Below are 12,668 nucleotides of genomic sequence, written 5' to 3' on the forward strand. Positions count from 1 at the left end.
CTGTGTTACCTCCGGGGTCCCCGATTCGTCATCGCCGTGACGGACCCCGATCGGGCAAGGTGGCGGCATGAGCGAACGCGACGACCTCGCGACAGCCTTCGAGCAGCACCGCACACGCCTCGTCACGGTCGCCCACCGGATCCTCGGCTCGCGCGCCGACGCCGAGGACGCCGTCCAGGAGGCCTGGCTCCGCCTCGCCCGCCAGGACACCGGCACGATCGACAACCTGGGCGGCTGGCTCACCACGGTCACCGGCCGCATCTGCGTCGACATGCTGAGAAGCAAGAAGATCAAACCCGAGATTCCGTACGGTGATCAGCCCCCGGATCTCGTAGTGATCGAGGACGACGCGCTTCTCGCCGACGCCGTCGGGCAGGCGCTGCTGGTCGTGCTGGACACGCTGCGCCCCGCCGAGCGTCTGGCGTTCGTGCTGCACGACATGTTCGCGGTGCCGTTCGACGAGATCGGCCAGATCCTCGGCAGGTCGGCCGACGCCACCAAGATGCTGGCGAGCCGGGCCCGCCGCAAGGTCCAGGGCACCCCGCATCCGGAAGGTGAGCGCCGCCGCCAGCGCGCGGTCGTCGACGCGTTCCTCGCGGCGGCCCGCGGCGGCGACTTCGACGGCCTGCTGCGCATCCTCGACCCGGACGTCACCTGGCGCACCTGGACCGCCCGCGGCCTGGTCGTCCGGCACGGCGCCGCCGAGATCGCCGCGCGCGCCCAGCAGGGCGTCCGCGCCCAGGTCACCGCCCATTCCGCCCGTGTCAACGGCGAGCCCGGGTACGTGGTCCGCGCCCTGAACGGCAAACTCCTGGCCGTGATGGCGTGCACGGTCTCCGGCGACCGCATCGTCGAAATGCTCTCCGTCTCGGATCCGGCGCACCTGGCGACCGTCACTGTTACCTCCGCGCCGCCCGCGCCGTCATCCTGAACATGAACACTGCTCTGTGGATCGTCGCCGGCCTGCTGGCCACGGTTTTCACCATCGCCGGCCTCAACAAGCTGATCCTGTCCCAGCGGACCCTGTCCAAGGCGCCGGGCGGCGGCTGGGTCCTCGACTTCAGCCCGCGTTTCCTGAAGATCCTCGGCGCGCTGGAGGTCCTGGGCGCCGCGGGCCTGATCCTGCCCGCCCTGCTCGGCATCGCACCGGTCCTGGTCCCACTGGCGGCGGTGGGCATCGCCCTGATCATGATAGGCGCCGCAGTAATCATCTATCGCCGCGGCGAATACGCCCACCTGCTCGTCAACCTGACCTACCTGACCCTCGCAGCATTCGTGGTGATAGGCCGCCTGGGCCCCGAACCCTTCACCCCCTGACCCAGTTCCCAAGCCGCCCTCATGCCCGAGCCGGCTTCCGCGCCCCAAGCCGGAGTCCGTGTCGACTTAGGGCGCGAATCGAACCGCGAATCGAACCGCAAGTCGACACGGGCAAGCGTTTTCTGACGAGCGTGTCGACTTCGGGCTGTCAGGCGGAGGCGTGACTGGCTTTTCCGCGTCGCAATGCGGCCGGGCGACCCGACGAGCCGTAGCTCAGAGAGGTCATCGGACCCTCATGAGGTGTCTGAGCTACGGCTGGGCGACCCGAGCCGTAGGCCAGACATGTCATAACGGCCCCAATACCGTTCTCAGCTACGGCTCGCCCCACGGCACAAGAACTCGACACCTATGCCAGCAATCATCTGCCGAGCGGCAACCACGGGTCGCCGGCCCACCGTGTGCCCTCGTCTACCTCTATACGACAGTGTGAAGGGCGCCGACGCAGGGTGATTAGTGAGGTACTTATCATGGCCTACGTCCGCTGAACGCCTTATAAGGTGTGTGGATCACAATCGCGTACCCACACTGTTAACAGGGAGATGCTGCTCATGGGCGAGCCGATCAACGTAACCGTCACCGGAGCCGCCGGCCAGATCGGGTACGCGCTGCTGTTCCGCATCGCGTCCGGCCAGCTGCTCGGGGCGGACAAGAAGGTCAAGCTGCGCCTGCTGGAGATCCCGGCCGCCACCCGCGCCGCCGAGGGCACCGCCCTTGAGCTCCAGGACGGCGCGTTCCCGGCTCTGGCCGGCGTCGACGTCTTCGACAACCCGAAGGCCGCCTTCGACGGGGCAAACGTCGCTCTGCTGGTCGGCGCGCGCCCGCGTACCAAAGGCATGGAGCGTGGCGATCTGCTCGAAGCCAACGGTGGCATCTTCAAGCCGCAGGGTGAGGCGATCAACGCCGGCGCCGCCGCGGACATCAAGGTTCTGGTGGTCGGCAACCCGGCCAACACGAACGCCCTGATCGCCCAGCAGCACGCGCCCGACGTCCCGGCGGACCGTTTCACCGCGATGACCCGCCTCGACCACAACCGCGCGCTCGCCCAGCTCGCCGGCAAGCTCGGCGTCTCGGTCGAGGAGCTGAAGAAGGTCACCATCTGGGGCAACCACTCCGCCACCCAGTACCCGGACGTCTCGCACGCCCTGGTCAACGGCAGCAGCGTCGCCGCGGCCATCAACGACCAGGCCTGGCTCGCCGACGAGTTCATCCCGCGGGTCGCCAAGCGCGGCGCCGAGATCATCGAGGTCCGCGGCGCCTCCTCGGCCGCATCCGCCGCGTCGGCCGCGATCGACCACGTCTACACCTGGGTGAACGGCACCGCCGAGGGCGACTGGACCTCCGCCGGCGTCGTCTCGGACGGCTCCTACGGCGTGGCCGAGGGCATCATCTCCTCGTTCCCGGTCACCGCGAAGGACGGCCAGTTCTCGATCGTCCAGGGCCTGGAGATCGACGAGTTCTCGCGTACCCGCATCGACGCCTCGGTGGCCGAGCTGGTCGAGGAGCGCGAGGCCGTCCGCAAGCTCGGCCTCATCTGACAGCTCCACCGGAAAGGGCGGCCTGTCCAGGTCGCCCTTTCTGCTTTGGCGGGCACTCCGGCCGATAGCGTCACGCCGTGTCCGTCGTGGTTGCGCTGGGCGCTTCGGTGCGGCAAATCTTGGGTACGCTCATCGGCGCCGCCGCCCTCAGCATCCTCGCCGTGGCCCTCGCAACGACGTGGGCCGGTAATACCTGCTCGACGGCGTGAGCCGGTTGATCGTACGCTGAGGTGTGCTTGAAGCGGGCAGCCGGCAACGAAGCCAGCCAGCGCCACCACATGTCGTCTTCGACGTGCTGATCAACCCCGAGGGTGATCCGGTTCGGGTGTGGCTGTCCCTGCTGGACGATGAGCGGCCACCCCGGCTGATCAATGCCGAGAAGCCGGACATGGTGATCTGGTCCTCGCTGTGGGAGAAGCGACCGGACGCCCAGGTCCGGTTCGACCTGTCGTCCGACGGCGCGGCGGGCACCCGGCTGCGCTGGACCCTGTTCGTCGAGGAACCGATGCCGGACGCCGCGCTCCTCGGCCACCTGCGCAAACGCCTCAACGTGCTGATCAACGCCAACCTGCGGTACACCTTCGGGCAGTAACGGCGGTGTTCGGTGGATGCGCAACCATCTCCGGCGGCGTCGAACTGTCACCCCGCGGTGCCGTGGCCCTCGAAGCGACGTGGCAGGCGTGGCTACGTGAGCCGGACACTGGTCGTTACCTGCTCGACGTCTTCCGCCCCGCCCCGCCCCGCCCCGCCCCGCCTCGCCCCGCCCCAGATCTTGTGGATTTCCCCGAACCGTTTAGGGGAAATCCACAAGATCGGGCAGCCCGTCGTCGATCTTGTTGACTTGAGTGGCAGCGTGTTCGAGGAACTCGACAAGATCGAGGAGGGTCAGCCGCCACTCACCCGCAAGGACCAGCGCCCGACGGCCGGCGCGATGCGCACACCCACCCACCCGCCCGTCGATCTTGTCGAATCCCGCGATGCCGGCGTGACGCGAGTCAACGAGATCGGCAGGTAGGACCTGGGTGGATATCAGCCAGCGGCTACGGCTCGAAGCCCGTCCGCGAAAGCTCACCGGATCCCCTCGAAGCGCTGTGCGACCGACTCCTTGGCCGCGGAGTACGACGCTGCGGCGACCGAACGAGCGGCGGCCGGTTGGGCCCGCGCCGGAGATGAGAATCTTCTGCGCAGTTCCTCAGTTGGTGTGCCCTGGGACCCGTCGCCGGACGCGGAAGCCCCATCAGCACGACGATGTCGTACCCCGCTGATAGCTTCGCGGCAGATGCTGGAGCGGAGGGGGAAGCTGATGGCTGAGGTGGTCTTGCGGCCGGCCGAGGACGCCGACCTGGACGCGTTGTTCGAGCAGATGCGTGATCCCGAGTCGGTTCGGATGGCGGCCTTCACCGCCAAGGATCCGAATGATCGCGCCGCTTTCGACGCCCACATGGCGAGGAACCTGGCGTCGCCCGGCGTGACCCATCGCGTCATCACGGCCGGCGGGCGGGTTGTCGGCAGCATCGCCAGTTTTGTCATCGAGGGCGACACCGAGGTGACGTATTGGATCGACCGGGCATTCTGGGGTCAGGGCATCGCCGGGCAGGCGCTCGCCCAGCTCCTGGAGCTGGTGCCGACCCGGCCGATCTTCGGCCGCGTCGCGAGTGACAACGCGGGCTCGCTCACGGTGCTGCGTAAGGCCGGCTTCACCGAAATCGGTACGGACACCGGGTTCGCCAACGGCCGTGACGCGGAAATCGAGGAGACGATCCTGCGCCTGGACGCGAGCGAGACCTAGGGACGTCCTAGGGAGGGACGTCCTAGGGAGGGACGCCTAGGGACGGATGCCCTCACGAGCCTCAGGAGCGGAATTGGCCGACCAGGTCACGCAGCTCGTGGGACATGACCGCCAGCTGCTCCGCCGTCTGCCGTGACTCCACCACCCCGTGGGCCGTGTCCTGGCTCGCCGTCGCGACCCCGGTGATCCCGGCCGCGATCTGGCTCGATCCGGTGGCTGCCTCGGCGATGTTGCGGCCCATCTCCGCCGTGGTGGCGGTCTGCTGCTCGACCGCCGCCGCGATCGTCATGGAGTGCTCGTTCACCTCGCTGATGATCCCGGCGATCCGGTCGATGGCGGCGATCGCCGACCCGGTGTCCTCCTGGATCGCCTGCACGCGATCGCTGATGTCGACGGTGGCCCGGGACGTCGCCTGCGCCAGGTCCTTGACCTCGCCGGCCACCACGGCGAAGCCTTTGCCCAGCTCACCGGCCCGGGCTGCCTCGATCGTGGCGTTCAGGGCGAGCAGGTTCGTCTGCTCGGCGATCGAGGTGATCAGACTGACCACGCCGGTGATCTCCTCGCTGGATCGGCCCAGTCTGGCGATGGTGTCCGAGGCGGCGCGGACGCTGTCCACGCCGGCCGCGGCGACGCCGGCGGCCCGGCCGGCGCCGTCGGCGATCTCACGGATCGCCGCGTTCATCTCCTCGGTGCCGGCCGCGACGGTCTGCACGCTGGTGGAGACCTCCTCGGCGGACGACGCGATCATGTCGGACTGGCCGGACGCGGAGTCGGCCGCTCCGGCGATCCGGGCGGAGGTCGCGGTGAGCTCGGTGGCGGCATCCGAGAGGGTACGGCTGTTCTCGGTGATCGTGGCGAACGCGGACCGCAGCACGTCGAGGGTGCGGTTCATGGCGCTGCCCATCGAGGCGAGTTCGTCGCGGCCGGCCTCGGGCACCCGTACCGTGAGATCTTTGCCGGCCACGGTTTCGAGTGCGGTAACGGTGGTGGCCAGCGGGCGGGTGATGCTGCGGGTCACCACGACGGCGACGAGCGCGGCCAGCACCAGGCAGAGCGCGCCCGCCGTGATCATGAAGGTCTCGGCCGTCGAGGCGGCGTCCTGGGCGGCCTGCAGTGCGGCCGCCGACGTGCTCTCGGTCTTCTCGACGAGGCCGTCGACCGACGCGATGATCTCGGCCATCAGGGTCAGGGCGTCACCGGAGACCAGTGCGTTCGCGGCGCGTTCACCGGCCCTGGTTCCGGCGCGGTACCCGGCGATGACCTGCTCGTCGACGTCCATGAACTTCTCGAACGTGGCCTCGGCGGCGTCTACCAGCGCGTCCTCGTCGGCGGTGAGATCGAGGGATCGGAGCAGGGCCAGGTCGTCACGGAACGCCTCGGTGGAGGCCAGGAACGAGGCACGCTGCCCGACGCTGTCGTCGGTGGCGTTCGCGACGCCGCGGATGGTGTCGAAGGCGTACCCGGTCTGCCAGCCGTTGAAATCGGCGGTCCGGAACTTCGCCACCAGCGCCGCGCTGTTGGCCGCCTCGGCCGCGGCGAGTTCGCTGGTGGCGTCGCTGGCGCGATGCTGCCCCCACAGCCCGATCCCGATCGCGGCGATCATGCACAGGCAGACACCGGTGAAGGCGACGCCCAGACGCATGCCGATCTTGAGATTGCGAAGCAAGCGCATCGTCACCGCCACGATAGTGAAAAGTCTTCACGATGACGATAGCGCCCGTATTGTCCCGAGCGGCGGATGAACTCACATCCGAGCCAGCGCCCCCGCCGGGTCCTCCATCGCATCGGCCACCACGCGCATGAAGCCGGCCGCCGTCGCGCCGTCGCACACCCGATGATCAAAAACAAAGGACAACTGCACGATCTTTCGTACGCACAAAGCCCCGTCCACCACCCAGGGACGATCGATGACACGGCCGAGTCCGAGCATCGCCACCTGGGGATGGTTGATGATCGGGGCGCTGCCGTCGACCCGGAACGCGCCGTAGTTGTTCAGCGTGAACGTGCCCGGCGGGGTGGACTCGTTGCGGCGGGCGCGGGCGGTGACGTCGCGGATCGCGGCGTCGAGCTCGGTGGTGGTCATGGCCTGCGCGTCCACCACGGCCGGGACGACCAGGCCACGGCCGGACTGCACGGCGATACCCAGGTTGATCCCGTCCAGTTGCACGATCTCCTGGCGTTCGGCGTCCAGGCGGGAGTTGAGCACGGGGTAAGCGCGCAGCCCGGCGACCACGAACCGCGCGATGTAAGCCAGCAGCCCGGGTGAACCGGCGGTGGCGCGGGTGCGTTCGCGCAGCTCCCACAGGGGAGTGGCGTCGACGTCCACCCAGACGGTCGCCTCCGGGATCTCCGCGCGGCTGCGCCCGAGAACGGCAGCAGCGGCTTTGCGAAAACCACTGAGCGGAATCCGGCGCTCGCCAGCCGGCGCCGGATATTTCGGCAATGTCTGCTCCGCGGTCAGCCGGGGAGCCGACTCCACGTCCCGCCTGGTGATCACCCCGCCCGGACCGGTTCCCTCCACGACCGCCAGATCAACACCACCCTCCCGAGCCAGCCGCCGCACCAGCGGCGAAACCACCCGAGGCGCCGCCGCCACCCGAGGTGCCGGCGCGGTCACCACCGATCCAGCGCCGGCCCGCGGCCGGCGGTGCCGGACCGCACCGGACCCGGGCGTGGTCCCGTACCCGATGAGAACGTTGCCGGACCCCTCATCCGCCCCGACCGCCGCCACCGTGATCAGCGGCGCGCCCACATCCACTGTCGCGCCCTCGGCGGCGTGCCGGGTCGCCACCCGGCCGGCGTGCGGGGACGGGACCTCGACCATCGCCTTCGCGGTCTCCACCTCGACCACCGGCTGGTCGATCTCGATCACATCGCCTTCGGCGACCAGCCACCGTACGATCTCCGCCTCGGTCAGCCCTTCGCCGAGGTCGGGCAGCAGGAAGGTGTTCACGCGTACTCCCACTGGAGCTCGTCGACGGCGTCCAGGACGCGGTCCACCGAGGGCAGGTGGAAATGCTCCAGCTTCGGCGGCGGGTACGGGATGTCGAAACCGGTGACCCGCCGGATCGGGGCGTGCAGTGAGTGGAAGCAGCGTTCGGTCACCCGCGCCACCACTTCGGCGGACACGCTGGCGAACCCGGCGGCCTCGGCCACCACGACGGCCCGCCCGGTCGACCGGACCGCCGCGCACACCGTCTCGTCGTCGAACGGCACGATCGAGCGCAGGTCCACCACCTGCAGGCTGCGGCCCTCCTGAGCTGCCGCTTCGGCCGCTTCGAGGGCGATCGGCACGGCCGGGCCGTAGGCGATCAGCGTCGCGTCGGTCCCCGCCCGGCGTACCACGGCCGTGCCGATCGGCGGCACCGGGAGCGTGAGATCGGCTTCGGAGCGGGAGAAGTACAGCTTCTTCGGTTCGAGGAACACGACCGGGTCGGGGGACTCGATCGAGCGCCGCAACAGTCCGTACGCGTCAGCCGGGTCGGACGGCGCCACCACGTGCAGCCCCGGGGTGTGCGCGTAGTACGCCTCCGACGAGTCACAGTGGTGCTCCACGCCGCCGATGCCACCGGCGTACGGAATCCGGATCACCAGTGGCAGCGTGACCCGGCCCCGGGTCCGGTTGCGCATCTTCGCGGCGTGGCTGATCAGCTGCTCGAACGCCGGGTACGCGAACGCGTCGAACTGCATCTCGACGACCGGCCGCATCCCGTTCATCGCCAACCCGATCGCCATGCCGAGAATGCCGGCCTCGGCGAGGGGGGTGTCGAAGCAGCGCTGCTCGCCGAACTCGGCGGTCAGCCCGTCGGTGATCCGGAAGACCCCGCCGAGCGGCCCCACGTCCTCCCCGAACATCACCACCGACTCGTCGGCGCGCATCGCGTCCCGCAGCGCCCGGTTGAGCGCGCTCGCCATCGTCATCTTCTCAGCGGAAACCGAAGTCATCGAACCTCCTCCCGGGACAGCTCGTCGGCGACGAGCGCTTGCTGCTCACGCAGCTGCGACGTGGGTACGGCAAAAACGTGCGCGAACAGGTCCCGATAGTCCGCGACCGTCTCCGCGTTGAGCCCGGCACGCATCCGCTCGGCCAGCACCTCGGCATCGGCGGCACACGCGGCAACCCGCTCGTCGCCAAGAAGTCCCTGGCCGGTCAGATACACCGAGAGCCGGCTGATCGGATCCCGGGACAGCCACGGCGTGACCTCGTCGGCACTGCGGTAGCGCCCCGGATCGTCGGCGTTCGTGTGCGCCTGCACCCGGTAGGTGTGCGCCTCGATCAGCTGCGGGCCCTCCCCGGCCCGGGCCCGCGCGACGGCGTCACCGAGCACCGTGAGCAGCGCCGCCACGTCGTTGCCGTCGACACGTTCGCTCGGTACCCCGTACCCGATGCCCTTGTGTGCGAGCGAGGGCGCGGCAGTCTGGCGTGCCAGAGGCACGGAGATCGCGTATTCGTTGTTCTGGATGAAGAACACCACCGGGGTACGGAAGACAGCGGCGAAGTTGAGCGCCTCGTGGAAGTCGCCCTCACTCGTCGCGCCGTCGCCGCAGAGCGCCATGACGACGGTCGGCTCACCGCGCAGACGGGCCGCGTGCGCCACCCCGACCGCGTGCAGCAGATGGGTGGCCAGGGGCGTGGCCTGCGGCGCGACCTTCGTGGCCTGCGGGTCGTAACCGCTGTGCCAGTCGCCGCGCAGCAGCGTGAGGGCCTCGACCGGGTCGACGCCGCGGGCCACGATCGCCGCCGAGTCACGATAGGTGGGAAACAGCCAGTCGCCGTCGCCGAGCACCTGGACGCAGGCAACCTGGCAGGCCTCCTGCCCGTGCGATGAGGGGTACACCGCGAGCCGGCCCTGCCTGACCAGGGCGTTCGCCTGGTCGTTGAAACGGCGGGCAGCGATCAGGGCGGCGTACGCGGAAACCAGCGCCTGGGGGTCGGGCATGTCGTGGCCGACGTGCGGAACGGGGTGGCCGTCCGGGTCGATGAGCGTCACCGGCTCCGTGGACGGCAGCAGGTGGGCTGCGTCACGTGTCATGGACGGATTCTTATTTGCGTGCCATTTGAACACCAGACCCCGGCAAAACCCGAGATATTGTTCTGACCGGGGGCCCAACAACATGCCAATCGTCCAAGATCCCCGCTATTTGACGGCGGCCGATGAGACAGGTGGCACCGTGCTCGACGAGACCGATCGGCGCATCATCACCGAACTCGCCCGGGATGGCCGCATGTCGATGCGCACCCTCGCCGAGACGCTGCACATCTCGAGGGCGAACGCCTACGCCCGGGTGGCCCGCCTCCAGCAGGACAGGGTGATCCGCGGCTTCCACGCCGATGTCGACCCGGTCGCGGCCGGGCTGACCACGGCCGCCTACGTGACGGTCAACCTCCAGCAGGCGAACTGGCGCGAGGTCCTCGGCCGGCTGCGCACCCTGCCGGGCGTCGTCCACATCGGTCTGGTCGGCGGCGACTTCGACGTGATCCTGCTGGTCCGGGTCGCCGACAACACCGAGCTGCGCCACCTGGTCCTCGACGAGATCCAGGGTATGGCGGGCGTGGTCAGCACCCGCACCCTGCTGCTCTTCGAGGAGTCGGCACCGGGTCAGGGCGTGGCATAGAGCGCCGTCAGCTCCGACCCGATGCGGGAGAGCTCCGTGCGTACCGAAGAAGGCTCGGTGACCTCCGCGGCCGCGCCCCATCCGGAGAGCGTGCGGGCGAGGTCGCGCGGGGTCGGCGCGCCGACCCTGACCCGCACGCGGCCGTCGGGCCGCACCTCCTCGGCGGGGTGGCAGTGGCGGCCGAAATGGTCGCGGAGCACCCAGAGGAAGCGTTCCGGGATGAGCACGGTGGCCCAGGTGCGTGATCGGCGCTCCTCGATGGCGCCGACGACCCGGTTCCAGGCCTCGTCGAGGGTGAAGCCGTCCGGGCGATCGAAGGTCTGCCCGGTTTCGTTCAGCGCGCTCATCCGGTCGAGGCGGAACGTGCGCTGGCCGCGATCGGTGCCGGCGAGCAGGTACCAGACGCCGTCCTTGTCGATCACGCCCCATGGATCGGCTTCGCGTTCTTGGCCCTGGGCGTTGTGCTTGGTGCCCTGGGCGTTTCGCTTGGTGCCCTGGGCGCTTCGCTTGGTGCCCTGGTAGCTGAACCGGATCCGCCGGGTCCGCACCACCGCGTCCTGCAGCCGGCGCACGTCCTCGGGCTGGTCACGGTCGTGCTGACCCCACCGCGAGGGATCGATCAGGGTAGCTTCGGCGGCGGCCTGCGCTTCGTCGCGGAACGGTTCGGGCAGCGCGCGGAGAAGCTTGCGCAGCGCGGTTTTCGCCTCGCCCGGTGAAGCCGGCGAGGCCGACGCCGGCCCTGTCATCAGGAACAACGCACGGGCCTCCGGCGCGGACAACCCACTCAGATCGGTACGCGCACCACCCACCAGCTGCCAGCCACCGTGCCGGCCGGGCTGCGGATAGACCGGAATCCCGGCGCTCGACAACGCCTCCAGATCACGGCGGGCGGTGGCGACCGAGACCTCCAGCTCGGCCGCGAGCTCGGCGGCGGTGATCCGGCCGCGCGTCTGCATCAGGAGGAGGGTCGCCACGAGACGGTCGGCACGCATGTTGTGCATTGTCGCCGGAAAAGTGCTCAGAAGGTGAGCACTTAACTGGCGAGGATCAGAGGCATGACTCTTCGCGGACTGACCACTGTCACCTTCTTCGCCGACGACCTCGACGCCGCCCGGGCCTGGTACACCGGCGTTTTCGAGCTCGAGCCCTACTTCGTCCGGGACGGCGCCTACCTGGAATGGCGGGTCGGTGACTACCAGCACGAGTTCGGCGTCCTGAACAGCCGATTCGCCCCGCACGGGGTGGGCGGCCCGGCGAGCGGGGCGATCGTCTACTGGGCGGTCGACGACGTCGAGGCGGCTTGGCACCGGCTGCTGGGGCTGGGCGCCACACCGCACGACAAGCCCACCGAGCGCGGCCCGGGTTACGTGACGGCGTCCGTGCTCGACCCGTTCGGCAACGTCCTCGGGGTGATGCTCAACCAGCACTATCACGACGTTCTCGCCGCGGTGCGGTGAGGCGTCTCAGCAGCGAGGCCACGGCAAGCCCGGCGACGAAGCCGGTCAGCAGACGGGCATCCGATCGGCGACTTCCACCCGGGCCGGCGCCCGGCTCCGGTGATGTCACGGGATCGTGCGGTCACCAGCGAGCAGCCGCCCCTGCTGCCCGCCGGCACTCGCCGAGCGACGGTGTCCGCTTCACATCACCCGCAGGCCGGCCGCCCATGCAGCCACGGTAGCCGCGCGCCTGCTCTCTAGCGAGCCAGGCTCACGGCCAGCGCACCCGCCGAAACTGCGAGGAACACCACCGCGCCGATCACGTTGCGCGAGCCGACCCGCAGGTGGGCCACGATCGCGCCGATGAAGTAGAGGATGAGCCCGCCGGCCGCGAGCTGCCCCAGCAGCGGTACCGCGAACCCGGCGGCCAGCCCGGTCGTTCCGGCCGCCAGCAGCAGCCCCAGCACCGGAACGTATGTGCGGGGAATGCCCTTCATATCAGCCTGCGTCTTCGGATAGTCGTGACCGATCAGATAGAAGACGGCCGCGCTACCGGTGAAGAAAGCGGCCACAACGGTGATCGTGACGTACACAGGCACTCCCTCGTGACGGGTTCCACCATGGACGAACCGGGTCGCCGCGATGTGACACCCGCGGTGCCTGACATTCGTCTTGATCAAATTGTCGGACCCCCTGGGCAGACTGCACCGATGCAGGTGTGGTGGCGAGGGATGGGTGAGGGATGACCGGCAGGCGTCATACGAAGCGGCCGACCGAGCAGCAGTCGTGTTCGGGCAAGCAACGCCACCTGTCCCGCGCGGCGGCGGTCCAGGCTTTGTACTCACTCGCCCGCTCCACGGGTGCCGCGCACCGGAGGCTGCAGGCATATCGCTGCCGGTTCTGCTGGATCGAGGTCGACGGTCAGCGCCGCCGGCCCTGGCACATCGGGCATTCCTGATAGGTGACGTCACTCCT

General features: G+C 69.4%; 16 protein-coding genes. 10 read left to right on the top strand and 6 right to left on the bottom strand.

Features of this window, described 5'->3' with window-relative positions; genetic code table 11:
• The first annotated feature begins 67 nt into the window (after positions 1-67).
• From ACQP2E_RS13350 to ACQP2E_RS13380, 7 genes are all read left to right on the top strand, one after another.
• Positions 68-931, top strand: coding sequence for a sigma-70 family RNA polymerase sigma factor (locus ACQP2E_RS13350; protein ID WP_433831380.1), 864 nt, complete (start codon positions 68-70; stop codon positions 929-931).
• Between the two features lie 2 nt (positions 932-933).
• Entirely contained in the window at positions 934-1,317 is a 384-nt protein-coding gene (locus ACQP2E_RS13355; RefSeq protein WP_433831382.1) for a DoxX family protein, read from the top strand.
• Positions 1,318-1,865: 548 nt separating this feature from the next.
• A complete protein-coding gene (locus ACQP2E_RS13360) occupies positions 1,866-2,852 on the top strand; it encodes a malate dehydrogenase (RefSeq protein WP_433831384.1) in 987 nt (328 codons plus the stop codon).
• 77 nt (positions 2,853-2,929) lie between these two features.
• Entirely contained in the window at positions 2,930-3,061 is a 132-nt protein-coding gene (locus ACQP2E_RS13365; protein ID WP_433831386.1) for a hypothetical protein, read from the top strand.
• A gap of 83 nt (positions 3,062-3,144) precedes the next feature.
• On the top strand, positions 3,145-3,444 hold the full coding sequence (locus tag ACQP2E_RS13370; RefSeq protein ID WP_433831388.1) for a hypothetical protein: 300 nt from the start codon (positions 3,145-3,147) through the stop codon (positions 3,442-3,444).
• A 249-nt stretch (positions 3,445-3,693) separates the two neighbouring features.
• Positions 3,694-3,867, top strand: a complete 174-nt coding sequence (locus tag ACQP2E_RS13375) for a hypothetical protein (protein ID WP_433831390.1) — start codon at positions 3,694-3,696, stop codon at positions 3,865-3,867.
• Positions 3,868-4,155: 288 nt separating this feature from the next.
• Positions 4,156-4,641, top strand: a complete 486-nt coding sequence (locus ACQP2E_RS13380; protein ID WP_433831392.1) for a GNAT family N-acetyltransferase — start codon at positions 4,156-4,158, stop codon at positions 4,639-4,641.
• Between the two features lie 61 nt (positions 4,642-4,702).
• On the opposite strand, the gene ACQP2E_RS13385 is transcribed toward ACQP2E_RS13380, so the two are convergent.
• From ACQP2E_RS13385 to ACQP2E_RS13400, 4 genes are all read right to left on the bottom strand, one after another.
• Positions 4,703-6,313, bottom strand: a complete 1,611-nt coding sequence (locus ACQP2E_RS13385; RefSeq protein WP_433833914.1) for a methyl-accepting chemotaxis protein — start codon at positions 6,311-6,313, stop codon at positions 4,703-4,705.
• Positions 6,314-6,385: 72 nt separating this feature from the next.
• Complete coding sequence (locus tag ACQP2E_RS13390) at positions 6,386-7,594, bottom strand: dihydrolipoamide acetyltransferase family protein (protein ID WP_433831394.1); 1,209 nt, start codon at positions 7,592-7,594, stop codon at positions 6,386-6,388.
• Positions 7,591-8,562 (bottom strand): alpha-ketoacid dehydrogenase subunit beta, encoded by a 972-nt coding sequence (locus ACQP2E_RS13395; RefSeq protein ID WP_433833916.1) that lies wholly within the window; start codon positions 8,560-8,562, stop codon positions 7,591-7,593. The genes ACQP2E_RS13390 and ACQP2E_RS13395 overlap by 4 nt, the downstream gene beginning before the upstream one ends.
• A 20-nt stretch (positions 8,563-8,582) precedes the next feature.
• Positions 8,583-9,674 (bottom strand): thiamine pyrophosphate-dependent enzyme, encoded by a 1,092-nt coding sequence (locus ACQP2E_RS13400; RefSeq protein WP_433831396.1) that lies wholly within the window; start codon positions 9,672-9,674, stop codon positions 8,583-8,585.
• 139 nt (positions 9,675-9,813) lie between these two features.
• Between ACQP2E_RS13400 and ACQP2E_RS13405 the strand changes: the two genes are divergently transcribed.
• Positions 9,814-10,257 (top strand): Lrp/AsnC family transcriptional regulator, encoded by a 444-nt coding sequence (locus ACQP2E_RS13405; RefSeq protein WP_433831398.1) that lies wholly within the window; start codon positions 9,814-9,816, stop codon positions 10,255-10,257.
• Here ACQP2E_RS13405 and ACQP2E_RS13410 read toward each other — a convergent pair.
• Positions 10,242-11,249 carry a helix-turn-helix transcriptional regulator gene (locus tag ACQP2E_RS13410; RefSeq protein WP_433831400.1) on the bottom strand — a complete coding sequence of 336 codons (1,008 nt, stop codon included), beginning with the start codon at positions 11,247-11,249 and terminating at the stop codon, positions 10,242-10,244. The two genes, ACQP2E_RS13405 and ACQP2E_RS13410, sit on opposite strands and share 16 nt — an antisense overlap.
• A 63-nt stretch (positions 11,250-11,312) precedes the next feature.
• Between ACQP2E_RS13410 and ACQP2E_RS13415 the strand changes: the two genes are divergently transcribed.
• Entirely contained in the window at positions 11,313-11,714 is a 402-nt protein-coding gene (locus ACQP2E_RS13415) for a VOC family protein (protein WP_433831402.1), read from the top strand.
• 236 nt (positions 11,715-11,950) lie between these two features.
• Here ACQP2E_RS13415 and ACQP2E_RS13420 read toward each other — a convergent pair whose 3' ends face one another.
• Positions 11,951-12,286, bottom strand: a complete 336-nt coding sequence (locus tag ACQP2E_RS13420; RefSeq protein ID WP_433831404.1) for a DoxX family protein — start codon at positions 12,284-12,286, stop codon at positions 11,951-11,953.
• 149 nt (positions 12,287-12,435) lie between these two features.
• Between ACQP2E_RS13420 and ACQP2E_RS13425 the strand changes: the two genes are divergently transcribed.
• Positions 12,436-12,651, top strand: coding sequence for a hypothetical protein (locus ACQP2E_RS13425; protein WP_433831405.1), 216 nt, complete (start codon positions 12,436-12,438; stop codon positions 12,649-12,651).
• Positions 12,652-12,668 lie beyond the last annotated feature (17 nt).

The sequence above is a fragment of the Actinoplanes sp. CA-015351 genome (assembly GCF_050955685.1).
Taxonomy (GTDB): Bacteria; Actinomycetota; Actinomycetes; order Mycobacteriales; family Micromonosporaceae; genus Actinoplanes.